The sequence below is a fragment of the Streptomyces sp. NPDC029292 genome, from assembly GCF_055569295.1.
In genome coordinates, this window is the sequence record NZ_JBVHXR010000031.1 from 49665 (window position 1) to 75453 (window position 25789).

21 protein-coding genes and 1 pseudogene are annotated in these 25789 nt (G+C 70.5%); 3 read left to right on the forward strand and 19 right to left on the reverse strand.

Annotated features, from left to right (window positions below; translation table 11 throughout):
- Position 1 precedes the first annotated feature (1 nt).
- From ACZ4WS_RS43100 to ACZ4WS_RS43115, 4 genes are read right to left on the reverse strand one after another with little or no spacing between them, the layout of a single operon-like run.
- Positions 2-613 carry a DUF624 domain-containing protein gene (locus tag ACZ4WS_RS43100; RefSeq protein WP_467988941.1) on the reverse strand — a complete coding sequence of 204 codons (612 nt, stop codon included), beginning with the start codon at positions 611-613 and terminating at the stop codon, positions 2-4.
- 3 nt (positions 614-616) lie between these two features.
- The gene (locus ACZ4WS_RS43105; protein WP_467988943.1) at positions 617-1510 is read right to left on the reverse strand and encodes a carbohydrate ABC transporter permease; all 894 of its coding nucleotides are present in this window, start codon (positions 1508-1510) and stop codon (positions 617-619) included.
- The gene (locus ACZ4WS_RS43110; protein WP_467988945.1) at positions 1510-2460 is read right to left on the reverse strand and encodes a carbohydrate ABC transporter permease; all 951 of its coding nucleotides are present in this window, start codon (positions 2458-2460) and stop codon (positions 1510-1512) included. The genes ACZ4WS_RS43105 and ACZ4WS_RS43110 overlap by 1 nt, the downstream gene beginning before the upstream one ends.
- The gene (locus tag ACZ4WS_RS43115) at positions 2457-3788 is read right to left on the reverse strand and encodes an ABC transporter substrate-binding protein (RefSeq protein WP_467988947.1); all 1332 of its coding nucleotides are present in this window, start codon (positions 3786-3788) and stop codon (positions 2457-2459) included. The genes ACZ4WS_RS43110 and ACZ4WS_RS43115 overlap by 4 nt, the downstream gene beginning before the upstream one ends.
- A gap of 530 nt (positions 3789-4318) precedes the next feature.
- Here ACZ4WS_RS43115 and ACZ4WS_RS43120 point away from each other — a divergent pair.
- Complete coding sequence (locus tag ACZ4WS_RS43120) at positions 4319-7402, forward strand: discoidin domain-containing protein (RefSeq protein WP_467988949.1); 3084 nt, start codon at positions 4319-4321, stop codon at positions 7400-7402.
- A 451-nt stretch (positions 7403-7853) separates the two neighbouring features.
- On the opposite strand, the pseudogene ACZ4WS_RS43125 reads toward ACZ4WS_RS43120, so the two are convergent.
- A pseudogene (locus tag ACZ4WS_RS43125) lies at positions 7854-8909 on the reverse strand (AraC family transcriptional regulator); the annotation flags it as partial.
- A 197-nt stretch (positions 8910-9106) separates the two neighbouring features.
- Here ACZ4WS_RS43125 and ACZ4WS_RS43130 point away from each other — a divergent pair.
- Positions 9107-10342 (forward strand): MFS transporter, encoded by a 1236-nt coding sequence (locus ACZ4WS_RS43130; protein WP_467988951.1) that lies wholly within the window; start codon positions 9107-9109, stop codon positions 10340-10342.
- On the opposite strand, the gene ACZ4WS_RS43135 is transcribed toward ACZ4WS_RS43130, so the two are convergent.
- Both ACZ4WS_RS43135 and ACZ4WS_RS43140 read right to left on the reverse strand, forming a co-directional pair.
- The gene (locus tag ACZ4WS_RS43135; RefSeq protein ID WP_467988953.1) at positions 10335-10931 is read right to left on the reverse strand and encodes a carbohydrate ABC transporter permease; all 597 of its coding nucleotides are present in this window, start codon (positions 10929-10931) and stop codon (positions 10335-10337) included. The two genes, ACZ4WS_RS43130 and ACZ4WS_RS43135, sit on opposite strands and share 8 nt — an antisense overlap.
- 279 nt (positions 10932-11210) lie before the next feature.
- Positions 11211-11438 carry a hypothetical protein gene (locus ACZ4WS_RS43140; protein ID WP_467988955.1) on the reverse strand — a complete coding sequence of 76 codons (228 nt, stop codon included), beginning with the start codon at positions 11436-11438 and terminating at the stop codon, positions 11211-11213.
- 680 nt (positions 11439-12118) lie between these two features.
- On the opposite strand from ACZ4WS_RS43140, the gene ACZ4WS_RS43145 reads away from it, so the two are divergent.
- The gene (locus tag ACZ4WS_RS43145) at positions 12119-12805 is read left to right on the forward strand and encodes a phosphatase PAP2 family protein (protein WP_467988957.1); all 687 of its coding nucleotides are present in this window, start codon (positions 12119-12121) and stop codon (positions 12803-12805) included.
- A 37-nt stretch (positions 12806-12842) separates the two neighbouring features.
- On the opposite strand, the gene ACZ4WS_RS43150 is transcribed toward ACZ4WS_RS43145, so the two are convergent.
- The 12 genes from ACZ4WS_RS43150 to ACZ4WS_RS43205 are packed head-to-tail and all read right to left on the reverse strand — an operon-like array spanning position 12843 to position 25788.
- Entirely contained in the window at positions 12843-14177 is a 1335-nt protein-coding gene (locus ACZ4WS_RS43150) for a glutamate-1-semialdehyde 2,1-aminomutase (protein WP_467988959.1), read from the reverse strand.
- A gap of 7 nt (positions 14178-14184) precedes the next feature.
- On the reverse strand, positions 14185-14736 hold the full coding sequence (rfbC, locus tag ACZ4WS_RS43155) for a dTDP-4-dehydrorhamnose 3,5-epimerase (protein ID WP_467988961.1): 552 nt from the start codon (positions 14734-14736) through the stop codon (positions 14185-14187).
- The gene (locus ACZ4WS_RS43160) at positions 14733-15983 is read right to left on the reverse strand and encodes a polysaccharide pyruvyl transferase family protein (protein WP_467988963.1); all 1251 of its coding nucleotides are present in this window, start codon (positions 15981-15983) and stop codon (positions 14733-14735) included. Before ACZ4WS_RS43160 ends, rfbC begins: the two co-directional genes overlap by 4 nt.
- Positions 15980-16927 (reverse strand): glycosyltransferase family 2 protein, encoded by a 948-nt coding sequence (locus tag ACZ4WS_RS43165; RefSeq protein ID WP_467988965.1) that lies wholly within the window; start codon positions 16925-16927, stop codon positions 15980-15982. Before ACZ4WS_RS43165 ends, ACZ4WS_RS43160 begins: the two co-directional genes overlap by 4 nt.
- Positions 16924-18231 (reverse strand): hypothetical protein, encoded by a 1308-nt coding sequence (locus tag ACZ4WS_RS43170; RefSeq protein ID WP_467988967.1) that lies wholly within the window; start codon positions 18229-18231, stop codon positions 16924-16926. The genes ACZ4WS_RS43165 and ACZ4WS_RS43170 overlap by 4 nt, the downstream gene beginning before the upstream one ends.
- Positions 18228-19502, reverse strand: coding sequence for a DUF4910 domain-containing protein (locus tag ACZ4WS_RS43175; protein WP_467988969.1), 1275 nt, complete (start codon positions 19500-19502; stop codon positions 18228-18230). Before ACZ4WS_RS43175 ends, ACZ4WS_RS43170 begins: the two co-directional genes overlap by 4 nt.
- Positions 19499-20524, reverse strand: coding sequence for an NAD-dependent epimerase/dehydratase family protein (locus ACZ4WS_RS43180; protein ID WP_467988971.1), 1026 nt, complete (start codon positions 20522-20524; stop codon positions 19499-19501). Before ACZ4WS_RS43180 ends, ACZ4WS_RS43175 begins: the two co-directional genes overlap by 4 nt.
- 3 nt (positions 20525-20527) lie before the next feature.
- Positions 20528-21175 carry a PIG-L deacetylase family protein gene (locus ACZ4WS_RS43185; protein WP_467988972.1) on the reverse strand — a complete coding sequence of 216 codons (648 nt, stop codon included), beginning with the start codon at positions 21173-21175 and terminating at the stop codon, positions 20528-20530.
- Positions 21172-21999, reverse strand: coding sequence for a sugar phosphate nucleotidyltransferase (locus tag ACZ4WS_RS43190; RefSeq protein ID WP_467988974.1), 828 nt, complete (start codon positions 21997-21999; stop codon positions 21172-21174). The genes ACZ4WS_RS43185 and ACZ4WS_RS43190 overlap by 4 nt, the downstream gene beginning before the upstream one ends.
- Positions 21996-23231, reverse strand: coding sequence for a class I SAM-dependent methyltransferase (locus ACZ4WS_RS43195; protein ID WP_467988976.1), 1236 nt, complete (start codon positions 23229-23231; stop codon positions 21996-21998). Before ACZ4WS_RS43195 ends, ACZ4WS_RS43190 begins: the two co-directional genes overlap by 4 nt.
- Positions 23228-24469 carry a glycosyltransferase gene (locus tag ACZ4WS_RS43200; RefSeq protein WP_467988978.1) on the reverse strand — a complete coding sequence of 414 codons (1242 nt, stop codon included), beginning with the start codon at positions 24467-24469 and terminating at the stop codon, positions 23228-23230. The genes ACZ4WS_RS43195 and ACZ4WS_RS43200 overlap by 4 nt, the downstream gene beginning before the upstream one ends.
- Positions 24470-24471: 2 nt before the next feature.
- Positions 24472-25788, reverse strand: coding sequence for an O-antigen ligase family protein (locus ACZ4WS_RS43205; RefSeq protein ID WP_467988980.1), 1317 nt, complete (start codon positions 25786-25788; stop codon positions 24472-24474).
- Between the last annotated feature and the right edge of the window lies 1 nt (position 25789).

Sequence of the window (25789 nt, forward strand, 5' to 3'; positions counted from 1 at the left end):
ATCACCCTTCGTCTGAGGGAGGCTCGATGCGGAGCTCAACGGCCGTGATGGCAAAGGCCAGCGGCCCGGGCAGGAGCGGGGCGAGCAGCGGCAGCATCCACAGGAACGCGACGCACAGCCCGACGGCTGCCGTGATCAGGGCGCAGCCCGCCGGGTCGGCAACGGAGCGTGTCACGGCCCGGCGCAGGGTCGGACGCCAGCCGAGCGCCGGCTCCGGATCCGCGGTGGCGCGGAGGGCGAGGACGAGTCCCATGGCCGCGAGAGCTGTCAGTGCCCAGGACACCGGGCGGGCGCCCGGAAGGCCTGCCCTGGCGAGTGCGAGGTCGAGGACGACCAAGGTCAATGCCGCGAAGACCGTCACGCCCGCCAGCAGGGAACGGAGGAATCCGTGAGCGCGGAACTCGGCGACGTACTCCCCCAGCGTCGCCGGACGGTCCTCGCGGATCGAGCGCCGCAGGACGGCGCAGGCCGCGGCCAGCGCCGTCGGAGCCGTGATGAGTGGCAGGGAGGCGACTGTTGCGGCCAGACCGACGGCGAGCATGTCGGCGAAGAGCGCGAAGCGAGGTCCGAACAGCTCACCCGGCTCCCGGCGTTCATGTACGAAAGAACGCACGGCTCAACCCTTCAGCCCGGACGTCGCCATGCCCTGCACCAGATAGCGCTGGAAGGCGAAGAAGAACAGCACGATCGGCAGGAGCGAGATCACCGACATCGCGAACATCGGGCCGTACGCGGAACTGCTGGACTGGTCGACGAAGTTCCGCAGAGCCAGCGTGATCGTGAACTTCTCCGGGTCGAAGAGGTAGATCAGCTGGGTGAAGAAGTCGTTCCAGCTCCAGATGAAGGTGAAGATCGCGGTGGTGATCAGCGCGGGCCGGGTCAGCGGGAGGACGACCGACCAGAAGATCCGGAACGGCCCGCACCCGTCGATGCGGGCGGCCTCGTCCAGTTCGCGTGGCAGGCCGCGCATGAACTGGACGATGAGGAAGACGAAGAACGCCTCCGTGGCGAGGAACTTGGGCAGGATCAGCGGCCAGTAGGTGTCCACCATGCCGAGCTTGTTGAAGATGATGTACTGCGGGATCAGAACGGCGTGGTGCGGCAGCATCATCGTCGCGATCATGAAGCCGAACATCACGCCCCGCATGCGGAAGCGCAGCCGGGCGAAGGCGTAGGCGGCGAGGGAGCAGGACACGACGTTCCCGATGACCGAACCCACGCTGATCAGGAGCGAATTGATCAGGAGCCGGGACACCGTGACACCGCTGACACCGTCCAGGGCGGTGGTGTAGTTCGACCACTCGAAGTGGCTCGGCAGCAGCTTGAGGCTGGTGAGTACTTCGTCCGCCGGTTTCAGTGACGTGGCGAGCAGCCAGACCAGCGGGTAGAGCAGGACGAGCAGCGCGGCCAGCAGTCCGACGTGCTTCACCACGGTCACGGTGCGAGCTTGCGTGTCGCTGCTCTTGAAGCTGCTGCCGTTGCTCTTGAGGCTGGGCGCGGTCGTAGCCATCAGGCCCCCTCGTTGGCGTAAAAGACCCAGGAGCGCGAGGTCTTGAAAAGGACGAGCGTCACCGCGCCGATGGCCAGGAGCAGGACCCATGCCATGGCGGAGGCGTAGCCCATGTGTGAGGCGGAGAAGCCGCGTTCGTAGAGGTAGAGCGTGTAGAACATGGTCGAGTCGGCCGGGCCGCCCTTGCCGCCGCTGATCGCGAACGCGGGTGTGAAGACCTGGAAGGACTGGATGGTCTCCAGGACGAGGTTGAAGAAGAGCACTGGGGACAGCATGGGCAGCGTCACGGACACGAACCGCCGCCACCGTCCCGCGCCGTCGAGTGCCGCGGCCTCGTACAGGTCGGACGGGATCTGCTGCAGCCCGGCCAGGAAGATGACCATCGGGGCGCCGAACTGCCAGGCGGAGAGCAGCGCGACTACGAACACCGCGAGGTGGGGGTCGGAAACCCAACCGCCGGTGTGGATGCCGATGGAGGACAGCACGTCGTCCACGGTGCCGCCGTCGTTGTAGAGCGCTCGCCACACCAACGCGATCGACATGCTCGCGCCGAGCAGTGAGGGGGCGTAGAAGGCCGAGCGGTAGAAACCCTTGGCGCTGCGCGTGCTCCTGAGCAGCAGCGCGGCGCCCAGCGCGAGGGCCAGTTTGAGCGGGACGGCGACCACGACGTACAGGAGCGTGGTGCCCACCGACCGCCAGTACCGCGGGTCCGCGGTGAGCATGTCGGTGTAGTTGCGCAGTCCCACCCACTTGGGGGCGTCGAAGAGGTCGTAGTCGGTGAACGACAGGTACAGGGAAACGGCCATGGGCGCGAGCGTCAGGAGGACGACCCCGAGGATCCACGGGGAGAGGAAGACGTAGGCGGGGCCGTGTCGTACAGCGCGCCCACGGCGTTCCCTCGGTGTCGCGGAAGCGCGTGCGGCACGGGGCGGGGTGGCCGTGGCGGTCATCGCAGCTCCCTCTTCGCCTCGGCCACGAACTCCTCGGCGGCCCCTCGCGGGCTCTGCATCCCGTAGGTGACCCGCTGGTAGTCGCGGGTGAAGGAGACCTGGAGGACGACATCGCCACGGGGTGGCGCCATGGGCGGTGCTTCCGTGCCGTAGGCGGCGATCTTGCGCCCGTAGTCGTAGACCTCCTTCTCCGGGCCGGTGAGACCCTTGCCGATCGCTGCGGCGATCTTCTGGTTGGGAGGTGTGGAGCGGGCGACGCCGAGGATCGTGCCCGCGTCGGGGTCGTTGAGCAAGAAGTCGATCAACTCGGCGGCCTCCTTGGGATGGTGGGTTGCCGCGCCCACGCCGACGAGCATGGTCGGCTTGAAGTACTGGCCCACCCTGCCGTCGGTCGTGGGTACGGGCGCGAAGTGGACGTTCTCGCCGAGCAGCGGCGGATATCCGAGGAACGGGGCGTCCCAGTTGAAGTCGGTCGCCGCCAGCCCTCGGCCCATCGGGGTGTCCTCGACGGCGCCGCTGATCTGGGCGGTGTCCCTGGCCTGCGAGACGATGCCCTGGCGGCGCAGCTGGTCGGTGAAGGTCCAGAACTCGGTCAGGTCGTCGGCGGTGAAGCCGAGCCTGTGCTGGGAGACGTAGAGCTCCTTGCCCCTGCCGCGCAGCCAGGTCTCGAAGGCGTCCTCGTTCACGCCGATGTCGGTGAGGCCGGTGTAGGCGTGACCGCCCGGGCCCTTCATTCCGAGCGCGCTGACCTTCTTGCCTGCCTCGACCCAGTCGTCCCAGGTCCAGCCGGGCCGGGGCGTCGCGACTCCGGCCTTCCTGAAGACCGTGGAGTCGTAGGCGAATCCGGTCGATCCCCGGCCCATCGGGAGGGCGTACTGCCGGCCCTCGTAGACGCCGGTTCGGGTCAGGCCCTTGTCGAAGTCGGCGGTCCGTAGCGTGTGGCTCTTGATGTAGGGGCCGAGGTCCAGGAGTGTGCCGCTGCCCGCGTACTGGGAGATCTGCCGGTAGTCGAGCTGTGCCACATCGGGAAGGTCACCGCCCGCCGCCTGCGTGGCGAGCTTCTGCACATACGCCTCGTAGCCGGCGAAGGAGGTGCGCACCGTGATGCCCGGGTGCCTCTTCTCGAAGAGGTCCACGGCGTCGTTGGTGCGTTGCGCGCGGTCCTCGTTCCCCCACCAGGAGAAGGTGAGCGTCACTTTCCCGCCCGCCTCCGTGCTCTGCCCGTTGCCGCTGGAGCAGCCGGTGAGGCCCGCGAGGAGCAGGGCGAGCACGGTGCCTGCGGCGGCGCCGAGAGTGCCTCGTCTCCGGCGGATGCTGGGTCGTGTCATGGCGATGCCTCCTGGGGCGTGGCATGGACATCGTTGTCGGAGATCAGGAGCAGTTGCCCTCCCCGGCAGAGCGTGCGAGACGGCCGGCCAGGAGCCCGCGAACCGCCGTCGACGGCCGTCGGTCACCCGCAATGGCAACGTTCCCATTGCGGGCGGGAAGACACCGGGAAGAAGAACGCGGCGTGCGCATCATCGCGAGGAACTCTCCATCAGACGGGCGGCTGACATGGCGCGGGAGCGCGGCCCGTTGGGCCGTGCGGGGTGAACGGCGGGCCGCAGCAAGCGCTTTCACCTCCGGGAAACCTAAGTGGCGTTCGACCGGCCGGTCAACGGTGCTGCAGGAAGTACTTGATTGGACCAAAGGTGCGCGTACGCCGGTCGTCACACGTGATCTGCCGAGTGCCGCAAGGGGCTCCGAGAGCCTTGACGTGCACACGGTGCGGCCACACAATGACCGCACACTCTGACAACGTTGTCGAAGGGTTGCGTCGATGTCGCAGCACGCCGTGGGGTTCACACGCCGTCAAGCCATGCAGCTACTCGGCGTATCCAGCACCGTGACCGCCTTCCCGCTCACCTTGGGTTCGGGCCGGGCCTCCGCAGCGACAGCCACGGCCGCCCCAGCAGCGGATCCTGTCTCCGACACGTACTACCGCGTCCTGCTCTCACACACCCGGTGGTCGGAACAGCAATGGGACCCGGCCCAAGGCCACTACACCGACAAGGACTTCGGCTTCGCCGTCGTACTCGGCAACGCCGTCCTGCTGACCCGGGGCTCGTACGACGCCGAGCGCGCCGGAGTCGACAGGGACACCCTGCGCGCCAGGACCGTCGCCACCGTGAAGCACTTCGCGGCATCCAACCGGCTGACCGGCGGCACCTTGTGGGGGCGGAAGCTGTTCTGGGACACCACGTTCCAGTCGTACTTCGTGCTCGCGGCCCGCCTGTTGTGGGACGACCTCGATGAGGCGACGCGCCGGGATGTCGACACCATTGCCCGCGAACAGGCGCAATACACCACCCAGTTGGGCACGGGCGACGATCCCGACTCCGCCGGCTGGACCCCGCACGGCCTCAGCGGGGGATTCGAAGGCGACACCAAGTTGGAGGAGATGGGGGTCTATACCCAGTCACTGGCCCCCGGTCTGGCCTGGGCGAGCGACGATCCGCGGTACGAGGCATGGCACGCCGCCTTCGGCCGGTGGAGCCGCAACGAAGCGGGTCTGCCGGCCGCCGACCTCGCCAACCCGGCCCGCGTGGACGGGGTCGCCGTCAGCGCGAACACCGCGCAGAACCTCTTCGACACGTTCATCGTCGAGAACCACGGCTCGTTCGGCCCGCACTATCAGGAAGAACTCTGGCGTACTTCGGGACGCAACAGCGCCCACTTCCTCGCCGCGGGCCGTGTCCTGCCCGAGGTGCTCACGGCGCAGCCGAATGCCGGGCCGTTGTGGCGCACCCTGCTCGGCGTGATGAGCGATGCGGGCGAGCCCCTGATGCCGATGGTCGCCGATCGCGAGCACCTCTACGGCCGGGACGTCATTCCGCTCGCCTTCCTGGCCCAGGTCGTCGGCGACCGCGCGGCGGCCCGGTGTGAACTGGCCCTGGCCGAGCGCCTGGAGGCGTATCAGGAGTACCCGCCGCAGTACCGCCTCGCGAAGTTCTCGGGCGAGCCCAAGTACGAGCCGGAGGCCCGGGCCGAACTGGCCATCAGCTACCTCCTGCACGAGTGGCGGGCCCGGTCGGGGCAGGCACCCGTGCGTCCGCTGTCACGGCGCGAGCTCTTCGAGCAGGCGAGCGGCGTCACCGACTACGGCTCGGGTCCCGGCCTCGTCTCCCATCAGTCACCGGGCGCGTGGTCCGGTGTCGTCAGCAAGTCCGGCTTCGTGAAGTTCGCCTGGCAACCGGCCCATGACGACTGGCTGTTCGCACTCAGCGGTACGACACCGATGTTCCTGCCGAGCACCGGCGCCAAGATCACCGGGCGTTCGGTCGTCACGTACTCGCTGCCGCGGGACGGGTTCGACGGCAGCGCGAGCCTGCTCACGCTGGACCACGGGTATGCGGGGTTCACCACGTTGCCGTCCGGCGCCGTCGTGTACGCGACTTCCGGAACGGCGTACGGCGAGGGCCACTTGGAGGTGCGCAACCTGGCCATGCCCGGGATGCCGGGGCTGGACGGGAACCGTACCTATCAGGCGGCCGAGGGAAGCACGACGGTCGTGGCCGGGAGCGATGCCACCACGTCCGCCGGCCCGCGCGTCGACGAACTCACCTTTCCCCGCGGCCAGTTCCGTCATCTGCGCATGCTCGGGGTACGTCCCGACGCGTCGTACGGCTACTCGCTGTACGCCTTCGAGATACGGGACGGAGCCTCGGGCAGCGACCTGGCGCACGAGGCCGGGTCGACAGCCTCAGCCTCCTCCTTCGACCCGGGCAAGGAGCCCGCGCTCGCCGTCGACGGTGACGCCACGAGCCGCTGGGCGGTGTCGCGCGCGGACCGTCCACGTGCGGACAGCTGGATCGCGGTCGACCTGGGCGCGTCCCGGGACGTGGACCGGGTGACGCTTCGCTGGGAGGCCGCGGCGGGCCGTGCGTACCGGATAGCGGGATCGGCCGACGGGCAGCAGTGGACCGACCTGGCGGCCTGGCCACGACCGGACCTCACCAGCCGCGGCGGATGGCTGGACATCGACGGCCGCGCGGGGCTCGTCGTACGAGGCGGCGCCAACCCGCTCTCGGTGTACGGCGACACGGTCGTCCTCTCCGACGGACCGGCCGAGAGCGTGGTGGTCGAGGCACTCCCCGGCGCGACGCCCGAGGAACTGCGTGCCGCGGCCGCCCGCAAGACCCCGTCGACGCAGTCCGCACAGGTGAAGGCAGCCCTCACCGACCACCACCTGAGCCTGTTCAACCTTTCCTCGGACTCCGTGACCACCACCGTGACGATCCCGGGTTCGCCTGACGAAGGAATCCGCCTCTACCAAGGCGTTCAAACCGTCACTGAATCGGGCACGGACTTCCACGCCGAACTCTCCGCCGCCTCTGCCGCCCTGGCGCCTTCGCGCATCGTCCTCTCCGGCGGCCCCATTCCTGTCGGGCTCCGCGCCGAGGTGCGCGACGGCCGCACCGTACGACTCACCGGCCCCTCCTGCCACGTCACCGTCTCGGCACAGGACAGGAGCCTCGACGTCACGGTCCGTGCGGGCCGCACGACCACCGTCACCGTGCCGCGAGCCACGGCGTACCCCCTCGCCGACCTGGCACTCGGCCGCACCACCTTCCCGACCGCACCGTTGCCGCCCGGTATGACGGACCCCAAGGCCGCGGTCGACGGCGACGCAGGCACCGCATGGTCGCCCGGTCCCGACGGTCGCATGGTCGTCGACCTGGGTGCAGAACAGCACATCACCGAGATCCGGACCCAGTGGCGAGGGGGCCATGTCCCGGCATCCCAAGTCGAGTTCAGCCTGGACGGCCGTACGTACAGCGGCGCAGCGCAACTGTCGGGGCGTGGCGTCCTGCGCACCGACAGCACCGCCCGCTACGTGGCACTACGGGTCATCACATCAGCCACGGGATCTGCCTCACTCATCGCCCTCAACATCGCGTAGGAGTGACCGCACCGGAGACCTCCGCCTTGGGATGAACCGACGCACGGGGTGCGGCCTGGCGTGCCGCCGCGGAAGGGTGCTGCGCAGCCGACTGCACCGCACCGCGGTGCAGTCGGTCGTCAAGGAGGGCGGGCCGGATCAGCGGCTGTCGGAAGCTTCGTGCCACTCGCCGCGACCGGGCGTAGTCGGGTCCGTCGCGGTGCCACTCGTGTGAGGCGGCTCAGAAGACGGGCTCAGGTTCCTTGCGGTCCGCCGGTGCCGCCTTCTGGAGGCTGCTTCCTTCGACATCGAGGTCGGGCAGGATCCTGTCCAGCCAGGCCGGCAACCACCAGGCGCCCCGGCCGGCGAGCGCGAGTACCGCCGGTACGAGCGTCATGCGGACGGCGAAGGCGTCGATGGCCACGCCGACGGCCAGGGCGAACGCGATGGGTTTGATCAGGGCATCGTCCAGGAGCATCCGCTCCCGCAGGAGGACCGGGGAGGTGCCGTGCCAGCGGCGTACCGCGCGGCGCAGCGCCCGTTCATCGGAGAATCCCGCCCGGCGGGCGATGTCACGCAGCGTCAGTTCCGGGCGGAGCAGCAGCTGTTCGACGCGTTCCCGGCGCACTCCCTCGGCAAGTGCCTCGTACGTCGTGCCGCAGTCGGCCAGCCGACGGCGCAGCGTCCGCTCGCTCGTCGCATGCCGCCGTGCCTGCTCACCGAACGAAGGGATCACTGGGAGGCTCTGCGCGACGGAGATCTCCAGCACCTCGAGCAGGTCCTGCTGGTCGTGGCGGGAAGCCATCTGCGCGTCGAGCATCTCCAGAGTCGACGCGTAGGTCACCGGATCCCGGCCGGGCATCTGGGCGCGGGCCCAAACAGGGTCAATGACCAGGCGGTTGGCCGAGGCGCCGAAGCGGACCGGACAGCCGAACAGGGCGCCGTACAGATCGCTCTGGCGGGGTGCCGGAGCGGAGAACTCCACCAGCCCCGGCGCGAAGGCCGGGCCGACGGCCAGCCGGGACAGGGTGACCACGGAGGCGAATCCCTCCTCGATCAGGAAGGAAGCCACGCTCGGGTCAATGGCGGGATCGGGGAGGTCGGCGCGCAGCACGAAGGCGCCGTCTTCCCCCAGGTCGGTCGACCACACGGTCATCGCCCCGGACAGGTTCTGGTACTTCACCCCGGTCTCAATGGCGTGTCGCAGCGTGTCGTCGGCCATCAGGGCGAAGCCGAGCAGGCCCCAGGCGGTCAGGTGCTGCGCCGCGCCGACCTTCAGTCCCAGACGCTCGTCCTTGGTGAGCTCCAGCGCGCGCCGGATCACCGCGCTGCCCTGCCGGTAGGACACCCTCAGCGCGGCGGAGCGCATGACCGTCTCGTCCAGCCCGACCTGTCTCAGCTGGGGCCGTAGATCGACGCCGCGTTCACCGGCGACCATGACGAGATAGCGCAGGACGTTCGGCTGGATCGTCGCCGACGTGCTGCGGCTGGTCCCGTGAGGGTCTACCGGGCCGCGGGCAAGGGACATCGCACTCACCTTCTCCTGGGCGACCACCGTAAGCATCCCGACATCACCGGTCGTACGCGGTGGCCCCCGAAGTCCCCTGTACGGCCCCTGGCGTCCTGCGTTCGCCTTCCGCGCCTGGCTACGGTTTTCGGAACCTGACCCATTCGACTCGCTGGCCTTCCCAGCGCACACAGGGAATTAAGGCGGGACAGAGAATCATGTCCTTTAGTGCTCCAGGCCGGGCGGCGGCCGGGCGTCCTGCCTCCAAGGCCGGCGCCCGAAGGGTCGCGACCATCGCGTTCGCCGCACAAGGTGTGTCCGTCGCCGCCGTGTACACGACCGTCCCCGCTGTCACCGAAAACTTGAGACTGGCTCCGCTCCTGACGACCACCATGATGGTCGCGGTGGCACTGATGGCAGGAGCCGGCAGCTTCCTGGGTTTGGCCGCGATCCGCCACGCCGGTCCCGTCTCCACCATGCGCGGGGCCCTGCTGACGGCCGTCGCCGCGCTGACGCTGATCGGGTGGGCCCCCGGCAAGGCGACCGTCATCTGCGCGTACATCCTCTTCGGGATCGCTGTCGGTGCCCTCGACGTCGGGATCAACACCCGGGCAGCTGCCATCGAACGCGCCTACGGCCGCAGCATCTTCGGCTCCTTCTATACGGCATGGAGCGTGGGTGGCGTCGTCGCGGCCCTGCTCACTGCCGCGGCGGCCCGGCTGGAGTGGCCCGTAGCCGACGGCCTGAACGTGCAGGCAGGCATCCTCCTGATCCTCGCCGTCTGTATACGCACGCACACCTTTCCCTCCTCCGAAGGGCCGTCGGACACTCCGACGGAGCCGCCGCTGGGGCGCCGCGTGTGGGTCCGGCTCCTCCCCTTCGGCCTGGTCCTCCTCGTTGTCTACGTCGTGGACTCCACCGTCTCGGCCTGGTCAGCGGTCTACCTGCGCCAGACCCTCGCCGCCACCCTCACGGTGGCGCCGATGGCGTACGCGGCCTACCAGGCCGGCACAGTTGTCGGCCGCGCCGCCACCGACCGACTCGTGCAGAAGTTCGGAGCAGTCGCCGTCGTCCGCACCGCCGCCCTGTTTGTCGCGGGCGCCCTGGCAGGCATGGCCGCCGCGCCGAGCTGGCCGTTCGCCGTTCTCGCGGCCGGGGCGGTGGGTCTGGGGGCGTCCGTCCTGGCCCCGCTGTGTCTGGCCTCAGCCGCGCGACTGCGTCCCACAGCCTCGGAGGTGATCCTGGCCCGCCTGAACCTCTTCAATTACACGGGCGTTGTCACCGGTGGCGCCGTGAGCGGGCTCCTCGGCTCCACCGGCCAGTTCCGTCTCGCCTACGCCGCACCGGCCGCCCTGGCGGTTCTTCTCCTGGCCGGCGCCCGCCACTTCACTCAGCCTCCGAGGCCGGCCCGTGCCGAGAGCGTCCCTCCTGAATCGCCGCTCGCTCCTACTTGACCGCGCCGGCCAGCCCGTTGATGAAGAACCGCTGCAGCACGATGAAGATCAGGACGATGGGGAGCAGGGTGATGACCGACCCCGCGCACACCAGCGTCCAGGCCGTGGAGTTCTGGCCGATGAAGTTGAACATGCCCACCGACAGCGTGTGCAGCTCGGGGCGGGAGAGGGTGAAGACCAGCGGGATGAAGAAGCTGTTCCAGGCGTTGATGCAGGCGAACAGGCCCACCGTCGCCAGCATCGGCCCGGACAGCGGCAGCATGATCCGCCAGAAGATCTGGTGGAAGCTCGCCCCGTCCACGCGGGCCGCGTCCTCAAGGCCCCGGTCGATCGTCGTGAAGTAGCCCATGAAGAGGAAAGTGCCGAAGACCATCCCGCCCGCCGACTGGACGATGACCACCGCCCAGAGCGTGTTGAGGAGATGGAGCCGCTGGATCAGATCGAAGACCGGGATGATCGTGTAGCCGTGCGGCAGGAAGAGCGTCACCCCGACCAGGCCCAGCCAGAGCTTCTTGCCGGGGAAGTCGGTGCGGGCCAGGACGTAGCCCGCCATGGACGTGGCGAGCAGGGTGACGACGACCGTACCCATGGCGAACAGGACCGTGTTGACGAAGAACCGGCTGAAGTCCGCCTGCGCCAGGCCTCGCTGTAGTTGGACCAGTGGAACTCGGACGGGATCGGGTTCAGCCCGCCGGAGAAGAAGCCGTCGGTGCTCTTCAGCGAGCTGCCCAGCGCCCACAGGAACGGGTAGAGCCAGATGACTCCGCCGCCGAGCAACGCGAGATAGAGCAGGCCGCGCCTGCCCTGGCGCAGGCTCAGCCGCGGGCGCAGTCGCGGGCGCGGGGACAGGGTGGTCATCGAAACCCCTTCACTGGTTGGCGGCCGCGCGCCGTCGGCTGAGCCGGCGCAGGGCGAGGACCTGCAGCGCGGAGAAGACGATGAGCAGCAGTCCGTAGAGGAACGAGGCCGCGGAGGCCAGGCCGATGTCGGGCTGGGCGGCGGCGCCGGCCGCGGAGCCGCCGAAGGCCAGGTGGTAGATGTACGTGTTGACGACCTCGGTGGCGAAGTACGGGCCGCCTCCGGTGAGGACCTGCACCAGGTCGAAGACCTGGAAGCTGCCGATGAAGGCCAGCGGCGTCGTAAACGCCCTGCCAGTCGGCGGAGCATCCGAATGTACGCGTGGGCCCCTTGGACGACAACGTGCCCAACGGTGAGACCCATAATCCACGACCCAGCCACCGCAAAAAACACCAAAGCGGCTTTCAAACATCTTGTTGGCCCGCTTTAACTCCGGTATTTCCTTGCGGAGTTGTTCTGGCACTGCGTGACTGTTCGACGGCGGTTTTCCGCGACCGGATTGTTGGTTAGGGTGACAAGTAGAGGCTGATCCCGATGCCCTTGGCCAGGGCGATGGCGGGTCGGACACGACGGGGGGCTCGCGTTGGATCGCCTGGCAGGAGCGGACCTGGAAGTCGGCCCGGCCCAGTTCGTGCTTGACGGGTTCGCAATCTTGCTCGGTCCAGCCACGCAGCCCGTACGCGCTGACCATCCCGGCCATGTCGGCGGGCGGCAGCGGGCAGTTCTTGCGGGGCTCGACCGCCGCCACGTGGGGGGTTGCGGCGCGGTCGAGTTCGGCGACCGGCTCCGCCAACGCGGTCAGCGTCTTGTTGCGGTCCCGCGGCGTCGGCAGGGCGGCGACGTAATCCCGCAACGCCCGACGCTGCGCACGGCAGACGAGAAGGTCACTGCCGCAGGTCGACCGGACGCGGTGGGCGTGTGACCGGCCGGTCGGGGCCCGCTGTGCTGCCCTCCTCGCTGCGCGCGTGGCTCGGGCTGGTCGCGGCGCTCGCCACGCTGGTGGTCGTCGTGCTCGGGGTCCTGTACGCCGGCCACAGCGAGCCCGGCAGGGTGGACAGGTGGATCGTCCAGCCGACCGCGGACAGCGTGGGACCGCCGTGGCGGCGCTTCGCTCTGGCCATGGATTTCCTGGGAGAGCCCGCCGGAGCCGCGATGCTGATCGTGGCCGCCGTGGCAGGCTGCCTGCTGCTTCGGCGGCCTCGCGCAGCGGTGCTCGTCGTTGCGGGCTCCGCCCTGGCCGTGGGGACGGCGACGCTGCTCAAGCACCTGGTGGGACGCACCATCCACGGCGACGGCAACCTGTCCTACCCGAGCGGGCACACCGCCTTCCTCACCGCGCTCGCCCTCATGGCGGCCCTGATCGCGACCGGTCGGCTCGGCCTCGGCAGGACGGCCGGCACGCTACTCGTGCTCGCCGCGGCGCTGGTTGCCGGCGCCACGATGGGATGGGCGCAGGTCGCCCTGGGCGCCCACTATCCGACCGACGTCCTCGGCGGCTGGTGCACCGCGCTGGCGGTGATTCCGGCGACCGCGTGGCTGGTCGACCGGATCGCCGACCGGAGCGCAGACCGATTGGCCGACGTCGGTCGGCGGGAGCGTCGCTGACCTCACGCCACGCCACGTCTCGTCCCGTCCCGTCGCGTCACGCCAAGGCGCGGAATACGGGCTTCACCGGTCGCCCGGCCAGCCAGGGGTTGGGGTCGGCGGCGTCCAGCGCCTTCCGATACACCGCACATGCCTGGGCCACCACATCGACGGTGCGGTCGATGTCGTCCTCATCAAGCGCGCTGCTCACCACGAACGACGGGGCCAGCACCCCGCCCGCGAGGAGCCGGCGCAGGAACAGGGTGCGGTACTGCTGCGACGGCTGCAGGTTCTCGTCAAGGGTGGCGAAGACCAGGTTGCTGGCCCGGCCCCGGACGACGATGTGGTCGCCGACGCCCGTGCCGGCCGCGGCGTCGCGGACTCCGGCGGCGAGCCGCTCGCCGAGGGTGTGCAGGCGCGCGGTGATTCCCTCTTCGACGTAGGTGGTCTGCACGGCCATCGCGGCTGCCAGGGAGTGCGTTTCCGCACCGTGTGTGGTGGACAGCAGGAACACCCGGTCGCCGGAGTGACGCAGCCCGCCCCGCTCCATCAGGTCCCGGCGCCCGGCCAGCGCGGAGACGGCGAACCCGTTGCCCAGCGCCTTGCCGAACGTGGAGAGGTCGGGGACGACGCCGTACAGGCCCTGGGCGCCCGCCTCGGACCAGCGGAAGCCGGTGATCATCTCATCGAAGATCAGTACGCAGCCGTGCCGGTCGGCCAGTTCGCGCAGGCCTGCGAGGTACCCGGGCGGCGGCTCGGTGTGGGAGGCGGGTTCGAGGATCAGGCAGGCGACCTCGTCCTGGTATCGGGTGAGGAGTGCCTCCGTGGCGGCCAGGTCTCCGTAGGGGAAGGACACGGTGAGGTCGGTGGTCGCCGCGGGAATGCCGGCTGACATCGGCGTGGTGCCGATGAACCAGTCGTCGACGGAGAAGAACGGATGGTCGCCGCAGATGGCGACCCGCGGGCGCCCGGTGACGGCGCGGGCGAGGCGCACTGCGGCGGTGGTGACGTCGGAGCCGTTCTTCGCGAACTTCACCATCTCGGCGGTCGGCACCGTGGCCAGGAAACGTTCCGCGGCCTCGACCTCCACGATGGACGGCCGGACGAAGTTGCTGCCGCGGTCGAGTTCCCGCCGCACCGCCTCGATCACGCGTGGGTGGGCGTGGCCGAGGCTGACCGATCGCAGGCCGGAGCCGTACTCGATGTAGCGGTTGCCGTCGACGTCCCAGACGTGAGCACCATGGCCGTGGCTGATGACCGGGGCCAGGTTCTCGGGGTACTGGTCGTCGCCCTTGGCATAGGTGTGCGCGCCCCCGGGGATCATGGCGTGCAGCCGCTCGTTCGCCTTCCGCGAGCGGGGCAGGAGGAGTTCTTGGGTGTCTTCGGTGGGCACGCCGACCTCAACTTTCTGTGTGCTGCAGGACCTTGGCGAGGCTCGGCGCCTCCCGGTCCCGTTGGGACATCGATGTGACCGGCAGCGGCCAGGGAATGGCGAGCTCCGGGTCGTCGAAGGCGATCGTCACGTCCTCGGCCGGATCGTGCGGGCGGTCGATCCGGTACGAGGTGTCGGCGGTATCGGTCAGCGCCTGGAAGCCGTGCGCGCACCCCGCCGGGATGTACAGGGTCGTCTGCGTCTCGCCGGACAGCTCGAAGAAGGCCCGGTTGCGGTACGTAGGCGAGTCCGGCCGCAGGTCCACGACGACGTCGAAGATCCTCCCGTACGAGCACCGCACCAGCTTGGCCTCGCCGGCGCCGGAGCGCAGGTGCAGGCCGCGCAGCACGCCCCGAACCGAGCGGGACAGGCTGTCCTGGACGAAGGCGTCCGGGTCGAGGCCCACCGAGCGGACCACGTCGGCGTCGAAGGTTCGGCAGAAGAAGCCGCGTTCGTCGGAGTACGGCGTCGGCTCGAAGAGGAACGCGCCGGCGATCTCCGGGACTTGGGTCGCTTTCATGGTGCCTCCTGCCGAGCGTGGGCGCGGGTGTGGGCGCGGGTATGGTCGGACGCCGGGAACAGGACCGCGGTCAACTCGGCGAACTGCTGCTCCAGTTGCCGGGCGGCGTCCTGGTTCCGCTCGACGAGCGTCTGCCGCAGCTCGGCCGATCGCTTCTCCAGCGCCCGGAACTGCTCGAGCAGCCGGTCGGCGTCGACCTCGCGCGCCGGGTGACAGTACGCGCCAAGCCCCATCCGTGCCATGAGCGCGTCGCTCTTCGCCGCATAGCTGAGGGCGAGCACCGGTGTGCCGGTCTTCAGCGCGCAGATCAGGTTGTGGTAGCGGACCGCGACCACGGTGTCGGCAGTCGCCATCTCCTTCATCAGGTCGGCCAGTGAGGCCGGCTCGGCGGCGGTGACCAGCGGCGAGTCCACCGCGTCGAGGATCGCGGCGACCACTGTCGCGTCGCACTCGTCGCCGGTGAGCAGTCGGACCGGCCGGCCTTCCTCGACCAGCGTGCGGACGAACCGGATCGTCCCGTCGAGGTAGCGCCGGTATATCTCGTCGGCCCGGGCGCGGTCGTCGTTGCCGCCGTGGAAGTCCATGACTCCGACGCAGACCGGGCCCGGCGAGTCCGAGGGCGCGCTCGCCGGCGGTGTCGGCAGGGCGAACGCGAGGTCCGGGTAGACCTCGTCGCGCGCGGTGTCCACGCCCATCGCCCGCATCGCGTCGCGGGACTGGGCGTCCCGGTACGACCGGTAGGCGGCCAGCCGCCCCGACCAGCGCACCAGGGCCCGGGTCGGCCGGTTGCCGATCTCGGCGGCGCCGACGCTGACCAACGCGACCCGGGTGCGCAGCAGCCGGCCGCTCGCGCAGAGCAGGAACAGCGAGTACGGGAAGCCCCACGGCCGCAGCGGCAGCGTGGCCTCCAGGACGCCCATGCCCGGCACGATCACCACGTCGTGCCGGCGCACCCAGGCGGCGGTGCGGAAGACGTCGACGAGTTTGCCCAGCCCCTTCCCCGCGATCGCGCCCGCACGCGAGGCGGTCCGGTACTCCCCGCGGTACCAGTGCAGCCGCGTGGCGGGGATCCCGAACCTGGTCGTCACGGCCTCGGGTCCGCCGCACAGCGCGTCCACGGACGCGTCCGGGTGCTCGGCGCGGAGGTATCCGAGCACGGCCTGGAGCGACCCGTCGTTGCCGAGGTTGCCGGAGCCGAGCAGGCCGAACACCCCTACGCGCACCGGAGTTTGGTCCGTGGACGTCATACCTGCCTCCCCTCGCGGCCGGCGACGAGGGCGTCGACGGAGACGGTCAGCTTCGCCGGGTCGACCGGGGCGCGGTCCTCGACCCGCTCGCCGGCACCAGGTCGGACCCGGCTGGTCATCCACGCGGCCAGGTGGCGGTAGCAGGCGCGCCGGTCGGCCGGGGACAACGGAGCCCGCCGGATCGCCGAGGCGAAGCCCCAGACGTACTCGGCGAGCAGCCGGGGCGTCGGGTGCAGCGGGCCCGCCCGGCGCGGGTCCAGGTTGACGCACCGGGAGCGCTTGCTCGGGTTCGCGCGCTCGGCGCGGGTGGGGTGGTCGCGGCGGAAGTACAGGAGTTCCGGCACCTGGTGGAAGCGCCCGTGCAGGGCGATCTCGGCGACGAACGTGCGGTCCGCGTGGTGGTAGCTGTCCATCGGCTTCACCCGGCGCAGCGCGTCGGCCCGGATCACCCCGTAGAAGTCGTCACCGCCGGGCTCGAACAGCATGCTGCGGAAGCGCTCCGGCGGGTGCGGTGAGTCGGTGGCGAGCGTGTACTCGTACGGGACCGTCACCTGGCCGTCGCCGTCGATGACCGCCTGGTCGGCGTGCGCGAGGATCACGTCGGGCCGCTCGTCCAGCGCCTGGACGCAGCGCCGCAGCAGATCCCGGGCGTAAAGGTCGTCGTGCGAGGCCCACTTGAACAGCTCGCCGCGGCACTCGGCGAACACCCGGTTGTGGTTCGGCGTGGCGCCGATGTTCCGGGGCAGCCGGAGGTACCGGATGCGCGCGTCCTGCGCGGCGTACTTGCGGCAGATGTCCTCGGTGCCGTCGGTCGAGGCGTTGTCGGAGATGACAAGCTCGAAGTCCTCGTAGGTCTGGCCGAGCAGGGCGTCGAGCGACTCGGCCAGGTACTCCTCGCCGTTGTAGACGGGCAGGCCGATGGTCAGCCTGGGGTGGGCGGTCATGAGGTCCTCACTTCGGGGAGGGGGTGGTGGTGGCGTTCGCGCAGGGCGGACCACAGTTGCAGCCACCACACGGCCGAGCTGCTGACGGTCGCGGCGGCGACGCCGCAGGCCGAGCCGACCGTGCCGGCGGCGGCCGCCCCGCCGAGCCCGCCGCTGACATAGCAGGCGGAGGCGAACAGTTGGGAGCGCAGGCTGCGCCGGGCCGCGCCGAGCGCGCGCAGCCCGGCCGCCGCGCCGGTGCCGAGGCCGGCGCCCGCGACGCCGAGAGTGATCGGCACGATGAGCTCCGAGGCGGAGTGCCAGACGTCGCCGAGCACCAGCTCACCGAACCGCCCGGGCATCAGCAGCAGCGCCGTGCCCCAGAGCAGCGCGCCGACGGCCTGCCCCCCGCCAAGGAGGAGGCAGAACCTACCCAGTTGATGCGGTGCCTGCCGCAGCACCCGTGCCGCCTCCGGAACGGTGACCAGCGAGAGCCCCATCAGCACGGCGAGGAACGGGCCGAGCAGGAGCTCTGCGCCCCGCACCGCACCCACCGCACCGATCCCGACGATCACCCCGAGCCCGTACGCCCGCAGTTGGCTGGCGCCGCTGAGGCTGACGTTCTCGACCAGGTACCGGTAGCCGAGATCGCGCTGTTCGCGAAGCCACCCGCGCGCCTCGGTCATCCGGGGCCGGATGCCGGACTGGAAGTAGCCGTACACCGCCGCCACCGTGGCGGACGCGCCCCAGGCGAGCACGAAAGCGGCCACGCTGCCCACCCGGGCCGCCACCACCATGGCCGGGACGAGCGCGACACCCCACACGACGTCGTTGAGGAACGCGTTCCGCCCGGCGCCCGCGGCGAAGAACGAGAACCGCCAGGCGTCCTGGAGCAGCAGCCCTGGCAACATGACGCCAAGGGCGGCGAACGCGGGCCCCATGCGGCCGCCGAGGCCGAGCCCGGCGATCAGACACGCCGCGCCGAGGGCGACACCGACGCCGAGTGCGGTACCCGTCGACCGGCCCACCGCCCCGCGCCAGGACGTGCCCGGCACGCCGCTGAAGCGCACCACGAGCGGGTCGGTGGCCAGCCCGCGGGAGACGTTGAGCACCACGCCGTAGGTCACCCAGGCGAGGCTGAACACGCCGAACGCGGTCACGCCCAGCGAGCGGGCCACGTAGATGCCCACCGCGAAGTTGCTCACGCTGGAGGCCGCCTGGTCGGCCAGTCCCCAGGACAGCCGGCCGGCGAGGGCCCGCTTGGCGGATCCGGCCGGTGGCGCCGTTGTCCGCGGATTCTCCCCCTCGGTGGTCATCGGCGTCATGCCTTGATCAGCCCGGCGCCGTGCAGGGCGTCGGCCGCGACGGCGACGGCGCTGAACGGCAGCCCGGACCGCTCGGCGACATCCAGCAGACTGTGCTCGCCGTCGGAGAGGTTGAGCACCCAGAGCATGGCCATCTGGGCCTGCTTGGTGTCGCTGCGGCCGCCGAGCGCGTCGTACAACCCGCGTCGGCCCAGCTGCGGTTCGCCGTAGGGGCTGAGGTTGACGTACCGCCGGTTGCGGTCAAGGACGGCGGATGCTTCGCGGCAGACGGCGAGCGTGTCCGCCATCGCCTCCGGGGAGACGAAGTCCAGGTTGTCCGCCGAGGTGTGGTACTCGGGGTAGCCGGCGTACGGGGTCCGGCTGAGCGAGCCCACGCCGAGGTCGAACCCGGGCGAGCAGAACTGCCGCTCGTCGTAGCCGTACGGAGTGAACTCGGCGATGCGGTGCGGGCGTTCGGAGGCGGCCAGCACGTGCCGCATCACCCGGTCGATCTCGGCGTCACCGCGCCTGCTCTGTTTGTACGTCAGGTCGCCCGAGTCGCCGGCGCAGGCCAGCACGAGCCCGTGCTTGACCCGCTCGATCCGCTCCGCGTTGCGGGCCAGCCAGGTGATCGCCCCGATGGTGCCGGGCGCGTATATGAACCGGTAGGTGTAGTACGGCGTCTCCTGCCCCAGGGCCCGGGCCAGGAACGTCGCCACCGCGATGCCGGCCAGGTTGTCGTTGGCCAGTGACGGGTGGCAGACGTGGGAGGAGACGATCACCTCGTCCTGGACCTGCCCGGGGACCACGTGCTCGGCGTAGGTGAGGTGGCCATCGGCGAGGGTGGAGTCGACGCGCACCTCGTACTCGCCGTCCGGCATCGCGTCCAAGGTCTCCTGGGCCAGGCAGAACCCCCATTCCGGCTTGTAGTAACTCGTGCGGTACGGCACCCAGGACGGGTGGTCCGGCAGGGTGTGCAGGTGTCCGCGCAGCTCGGCCAGCGGCATGGTCGCCGACACCGGCACGCTGTAGCCGAGCACGTGCAGGCTGGACGCGGCGAAGTCGACGACCCGGTTGCCGGTGGTGTCGGCGATGTACGCGTCCCGGATGTTCCATTCCTGCGGCACCGTCCAGTCGAGCACCTGCGTCCCGGTCGGCACCTCGTGCACCTGCAAGGGGATGTACTCGCCGACGATGTCCAGGGTGGCGCGCACGCCGTCGCCGGTGATGCTCCGGCAGAGCGGGTACAGCCGCTCCACCAGCTCGTACATCTGCTCGCCGACAGTGGTCATCGGCGCCACCGCAGGGTGTCGTCGACGGTGCCGGCGTCGGACGCCGCGCGCAGCACGGCAAGGCGGGTGAAGCGGCGCTCGAAGTCCTCCCGGGTCAGGTCGAACTTCCGGTAGGCGTCGGCGAGTTCGAGCGCGCCCTGCTTCACCGTCCACTCGCAGTCGAAGCCGGGGATCGCGGCGCGGAACCGGGAGAAGTCCACCCGGTACGACCGCGGATCGGCGCCGTTCTCCCCGGTGATCACCACCTTCGCGCCGGACACCGCCTCGGCGACCTGGTCGGCGATCTCGGCGACCGTGACGTTGTTGATCTCGCTGCCGATGTTGAACGCCCGGTCGTGCACCGCCTCGCGCGGCGCGGTCAGCGCGGCCGTGAAGGCCCGTGCGATGTCGGCGGCGTGCACCAGCGGGCGCCAGGGGGTGCCGTCGGAGAGCACCAGCACCTCGCCGGACAGGAGCGCGTGGCCCACCAGGTTGTTCAGCACGATGTCGGCGCGCAGCCGGGGCGAGTAGCCGAAGGCGGTGGCGTTGCGCATGAACACCGGGGTGAAGTCGTCGTCGGCCAAGGCGTGCAGGTCGTCCTCCACCCGCACCTTGGACTCCGCGTACGGCGTCACGGGGCGCAGCGGGGCGTCCTCCCCCACCAGGTCGTCGCCGCCGGCGGCGCCGTAGACCGAGCAGGTCGACGCGTACAGGAAGCGTCGTACTCCGGCGTCGCGGGCCAGCCGGGCCAGCCGTACGGACGCGTGGTGGTTGATGTCGTAGGTGAGTTCCGGCGCCAGCGATCCCAGCGGGTCGTTGGACAGCGCGGCCAGGTGGATCACGGCGTCCACCCCGGCCACGTGTTCGGCCGTGACGTCGCGCAGGTCCACCCGATGCCCCGGCGGGTCCGCGGGCGGCTCGCCCAGCACGCAGTCGGCGAACAGGCCGGCGTCGAGGCCGACGACCTCGTGCCCGGCGGCAGTGAGGACCGGGGCCATGACGGTGCCGAGATAGCCCTGGTGTCCGGTCAGTAGTACGCGCAAGGTTCAGTCCCCCAGGTTGAGCGTGAGTTTGGTGACGGCGAACGCCTCGGCGTATCGCTCGTGGCATTCGATGCCGCGGATCCGCGCGAGGCCGAGGAAGGCCTCCCGGTCGTACCAGGGCCGGTGCCGCTGCGAGGGGTAGTGCCCCTGCAGCAGCCGCACCTTGTGTTCGGCGATCTCCGACGACAGCGGCTGGTACGCCGACATACGGCCGAGATCGCCGTCCCACTTGACGATCTCGTAACCGAGCACGAGGTGGTCGCGGAAGGCGGTGGGTATCAGCTTCGCCAGGCCGCGGTGATCCTGGTGCGCGTCATCGGTACGCGGGGCCAGGATCAGATCCGGGTCGGTCTGCTCGCGCAGCTCCTCGACCGCGGCCTTGGCCTCCTCCCAGTGCGCGGGCAGCCGACCGTCCGGCAGTTTGTGCACGGTCAGGCGCAGGTCGGCGCCCGGGCAGAAGGCGGCGAGCGCGGCCTGCTCCTCCTGCTCCCGCTCGCTGCCGCCGCCGGAGAGCACCAGCGCGTCGACGCGGAGACCCGGCCGCGCGTGGCACAGCGTCAGCAGCGTGCCGCCGGCGCCGATGGCGATGTCGTCGCAGTGCGCGCCCAGCGCGACGATCCGGTCCGGGCGCCCGGCACCGAGCCGGATCACGCTCTCACTCCGGCGACGTCCCTGCTGCCGGCCGCGCTCGCACCCGCGCCGTCTTGTTCCCACACGGCCCACGGGCGGTCGCCCCGGGCGTAGGCGTCGTCGAGCGCGGCCCGCTCCTTCACGGTGTCGGTCGGCTTCCAGAAGCCGCGGTGCTGGTGCGCCACCAGCCGTCCGCGCTTGGCCAGCTGGGCGCATCCGTCGGCGACCAGGTCCCCGTTCTCCGGTATGTGGTCGAAGACCTCCTGGCGGAGCACGAAGTAGCCGCCGTTCTCCCACAGCGGCAGTTCGCTCACCGCGGTGATGCCGCCCACCAGGCCGTCCTCGCCCAGCTCCACGCAGTGGAACGACGACTGCGGCGGCACCACCATCATCGACGCACCGGCATCGCGCCGGGCGAACCGGTCGATCATCTCCGGGAGCGGGGCGTCGGTGAGCACGTCGGCGTAGTTGGCGAGGAACATCTCGTCACCGTCCAGGTGGTGCCGCACCCGGCGCAGCCGCTCCCCGATCGGTGACTCGATGCCGGTCTGCGCGAACGTGATCGTCCAGTCCGAGATGTCGGTGGACAGCAACTCGGTCCGCCCGCCTCGCAGCACGAAGTCGTTGGACGTCGTCTCCTCGTAGTTGAGGAAGAAGTCCTTGATGTGGTGCGCCCCGTACCCGAGGCACAGGATGAACTCCGTGTGCCCGAAGTGCGCGTAGTAGCGCATGACGTGCCAGATCAGCGGTCGCGGGCCGACCATCGCCATCGGCTTGGGCACGTCGTCGGAGGCGCCGTTGCGCATCCGCATCCCGTAACCGCCGCAGAACAGAACGACCTTCACGACTTGACCTCGACAATGCTCAGTTCCGGGATGGGAAAGACCAGCCGGCCGCCCCAGTCGTGCACGAAGGACAGCTGCTCGACCAGCTCGGCCCGCAGATTCCACGGGAGGACGAGCACGTAGTCCGGCTTGTCGGCGGCTATCTGCTCGGGCGGCAGGATCGGGATGCGGGTGCCCGGGGTGAACCTGCCGTGCTTGTAGGGGTTGCGGTCGACCGTGTACGGCAGCAGGTCGGGCCGGATGCCGCAGTGGTTGAGCAGGGTGTTGCCCTTGCCCGGGGCGCCGTAGCCGACGACCGTCTCGCCGCGCTCGGCCGCCTCGATGAGGAACCGCAGGAGGTCCCGGCGCACCTTGGCCACCCGAGCGGAGAACTCGGCGTACCCGGACAGCTCCTGCAGCCCGGCGGCCTTCTCCCGAGCCAGCACGTCGGCCACCCGTTGGGTCGGCTCGCCGGCCACGTCGGTCGGCCGGGCCCACAGCCGGATGGAACCGCCGTGCGTGGGCAGCAGCTCGACGTCCACGAGGGCGAGTCCGCCGCTCGCAAGGGCCCGGATCGCGGACGCGACCGTGTAGTACTGGAAGTGCTCGTGGTAGATCGTGTCGTACTGGTTCTCCTCGATCAGGGTCAGCAGGTGCTGCACCTCGATGGAGACCCAGCCGTCGTCGGCGACCAGGGCGCGCAGCCCCTGGGTGAACCCGACCACGTCGGGGATGTGCGCGTACACGTTGTTGGCCACGACCAGGTTTGCCGGGCCGTGCTCGGCGCGGACGGCCGCGCCGGTGTCCGGGCTCAGGAACTCCGTGAGCGTGGGCACACCCGCGTCCCGGGCCGCGGCGCCGACGTTCACCGACGGCTCGATGCCGAGGCAGCGGATCCCGCGGTCCACCATGTGCCGCAGCAGATACCCGTCGTTGCTCGCGACCTCGACCACGAAGGCGTCGGAGCCGAGAGCGAGGCGCTCTACGGCGTCGGCGACGAACGTGCGCGCGTGCTCCACCCAGGAGGTCGAGTACGAGGAGAAGTACGCGTACTCCTTGAACGTCTCCTCCGGCGTGATCAGCGGCGGGATCTGCGCGAGCCAGCAGTCGGTGCAGACCCGCAGGTGCAGCGGGTACGCCGGCTCCGGCTTGTCCAGTTGGTCCGCGGCGAGAAAGCTCTCACATGGTGGCGTCGCCCCAAGATCGACGACGCTCGCCATCGCTTCCGAGCCGCAGAGTCGGCATCGTGTCATCTACTGTCCCCATCCCCCCTGCTCGCGCGGGTGTCCCCGCCGCGAGCCAGTGCTGACCGACCCGCGATCGCGGTGCGGTATTCATCCACCAGGCGCTCCAGGCCGACGGCCGGGCTGAAACCCTGCTCGTAACGGCGCCGGGCCGCCTGGCCCATCTCCCGGTTGCGGACCGGGTCGGCCGCGATCCGGCGTATGCAGGACGCGAGCGAGGCGGGCTCACCCGGCCGGTGCAGCAGCCCGGTCACGCTGTCCTCGACGAGTTCGACGAAGGCGCCGTGGCCTGCGGCGACGGTCGGGACCCCGGCCGCCATCGCCTCCACGACCACCAGGCCGAACGCCTCCAGCCACGTCGAGGGAGCCACCACGGCGACCGACCGCGCGATGACCTGTCGGCACTGCTCCGGGTCGTACAGGCCGACGTAGCGCACGTCGTCCCGGCCCGCCGCCCAGGCGGTCACCTCTCGCTCCAGTGGCCCCGCGCCGGCGATCACGAGCGGTACGCCCACACCGCCGCTCGCTGCGATCTCGTCCCACGCGGTCATGAGCAGCCGCACGCCCTTGGCCTCCGCGAGCCGGCCGAGATAGAGCACATGCTCGCCGTCACCCGCTCGGCAAGTGCCCGGATCGGGCACGAAGTTGTGCTTCACCGCCAGCCGCTCGGCGGGCATGCCGGACCGCACCAGGACGTCGCGCTGCGCCGCGGAGATGCAGAGGAACCGCTCCACGCCGGACCACCACCGCCGCCGGTTGACCGACAGGCTGACCGCGAGCGGCACCGTCGCCAGCCGGGAGTTCCGGTAGCAGCCGTGCCGGACGGCGGGCAGCGGCGCAGAGCCGACGCACTCGGTGCACGGCCGGCCGTCCCGCTGCAGCGTGCCGGGCGGGCAGACCTGGGTGTAGTTGTGCAGCGTGGCGACGGCGGGCACGCCGGCGTCGGCGCAGGCGGCAAGGACCGCGGGCGACAGGAGCGGGAAGACGTTGTGGACGTGGACCACGTCCGGCCGCTCGGTGCGAAGCCGGCCGGCGAGTTCCGCGCGGACCGCCGGGTTCCACGGCACAAGGAGCGGCACCGCGGCCTTGGCAAGCAGGGACCGGGCGGCGATGTCATCGCTGCGCCGCTCGAACACATCGACCCGGTGGCCGGCCGCGCGCAGCAGCGCCACCTCCTGGTCGACGACCTTGTTCTCCCCGCTCGGCTGCGCCGAGGCGTAGCGGTTGTGCACCACCAGGACGTGCATGGTCAGGTCACCTCCGATCTACGGGCCCAGCGCGGGATGTGTCGTCGAGGGACTTCGGGCGTCGCGAGAGGAGCGGCCCCTGTAGGTGCCGCGGCAGGTGCCGCCAACAGCGAGGCGGCCAGGGCCAGATGCAGCAGATACGGCGAGGCGTCGCCAAGACCGGCCTCGGTGTACGACGCGATCGCGCAGTAGCTGATCAGGAAGATCGCGCAGGCCCTCTGCAGCGACGGTGGCCGCAGCAGGGCGACGCCGCCCAGCACGATGATGATCGCCGCGACGAGGGAGACGCCGATCAGACCCTGCTCGTTGTAGACGGCCAGCCAGCTGTTGTCGATCGGCAGCCCGCCGAACGACTTGTCGCCCAGGCCCACGCCGAACAACTTCTCCCCGGTCGACCGGGGCGCAGCCAGCAGGGCGTCCCAGACCTTGGCCCGACCGGTGAGGTTGGAGAAGTTCTCCTGGCTCTGTCCGCGCAGGAACCACGCCTGGAGCGCGGAGGCGAACCCCACCGCGGCCACCGTGGCGCACAGCACCGCCCAGGTGAAGAAGCGGCGGGCCGCGGCGCTGGTGAGGAGGAGCGAGCCGATCGCCAACGCCAGCCCGATGAACAGGCCGAGCGTGGCCGTCCGGGTATGGGTCAGCGCGAGCAGTACGCATGACGGCACGATGACCACCGCCGCGCTGACCCTGTCGGTCCGGCGGCCCAGTACGAGCAGCACGGTGAGCCCGATGATCACCGCGGCGTACTGTCCGATCTGCGGCGGGGTGAGCGGCCACAACGCGCCGACCAGCCGCCCGCCGTAGAGGTCGGGCAGAGCCGCGCCCGGTGAGACGACCAGGCCGGCGGCCACCGACCCGAGCACCGCGAAGTACATCCGGATGTGGTGCCGGACGAACGTCAGGCCGCCGTCCCACCAGCGGCTGAGCAGCCACAGCGTGCCGACGAAGAGAGCCAGCCGGGCGCAGCGGAACAGCGCGCCGAGCCCGGACTCCAGGTTCGCGCTGGAGATCACGCTCATCACCAGTAGCAGGGTGAGCAGGAACACGTACGCGCTGGCTCGGATGCGCAGCCGGAGATTGACTGTGAGCGCCAGCGCGAACGCGGCGACCAGCGCGCCCATGGTGACCATCTGGATGAGGGAGCGGGGCAGCGGGATGATGGTCTTCGCCCCGGCGGAGCCGAGCGTGTTGAGGACCAGCAACCCCCATACGATTCCGACGATCTTCGGTGTGCCGGCAGGGCGCGGTTCGGCGCCGGGCCGCGTGCCTGCCGTGTCCGGTCCGCCCGGCAGCCCACCGCGCCTCAGGTCCCCGCCCATC

Coding starts and splice junctions, on each gene's coding strand:
- ACZ4WS_RS43130 (WP_467988951.1), top strand. CDS start 9,107: ATGTCCTTTAGTGCTCCAGGCCGGGCGGCGGCCGGGCGTCCTGCCTCC.
- ACZ4WS_RS43135 (WP_467988953.1), bottom strand. CDS start 10,931: ATGGGTACGGTCGTCGTCACCCTGCTCGCCACGTCCATGGCGGGCTAC.
- ACZ4WS_RS43110 (WP_467988945.1), bottom strand. CDS start 2,460: ATGACCGCCACGGCCACCCCGCCCCGTGCCGCACGCGCTTCCGCGACA.
- ACZ4WS_RS43115 (WP_467988947.1), bottom strand. CDS start 3,788: ATGACACGACCCAGCATCCGCCGGAGACGAGGCACTCTCGGCGCCGCC.
- ACZ4WS_RS43160 (WP_467988963.1), bottom strand. CDS start 15,983: ATGACGTCCACGGACCAAACTCCGGTGCGCGTAGGGGTGTTCGGCCTG.
- ACZ4WS_RS43205 (WP_467988980.1), bottom strand. CDS start 25,788: ATGGGCGGGGACCTGAGGCGCGGTGGGCTGCCGGGCGGACCGGACACG.
- ACZ4WS_RS43120 (WP_467988949.1), top strand. CDS start 4,319: ATGCAGCTACTCGGCGTATCCAGCACCGTGACCGCCTTCCCGCTCACC.
- ACZ4WS_RS43175 (WP_467988969.1), bottom strand. CDS start 19,502: ATGACCACTGTCGGCGAGCAGATGTACGAGCTGGTGGAGCGGCTGTAC.
- rfbC (WP_467988961.1), bottom strand. CDS start 14,736: ATGAAAGCGACCCAAGTCCCGGAGATCGCCGGCGCGTTCCTCTTCGAG.
- ACZ4WS_RS43165 (WP_467988965.1), bottom strand. CDS start 16,927: ATGACCGCCCACCCCAGGCTGACCATCGGCCTGCCCGTCTACAACGGC.
- ACZ4WS_RS43170 (WP_467988967.1), bottom strand. CDS start 18,231: ATGACGCCGATGACCACCGAGGGGGAGAATCCGCGGACAACGGCGCCA.
- ACZ4WS_RS43105 (WP_467988943.1), bottom strand. CDS start 1,510: ATGGCTACGACCGCGCCCAGCCTCAAGAGCAACGGCAGCAGCTTCAAG.
- ACZ4WS_RS43200 (WP_467988978.1), bottom strand. CDS start 24,469: ATGCACGTCCTGGTGGTGCACAACCGCTACGCCTCGGCGCAGCCGAGC.
- ACZ4WS_RS43195 (WP_467988976.1), bottom strand. CDS start 23,231: ATGACACGATGCCGACTCTGCGGCTCGGAAGCGATGGCGAGCGTCGTC.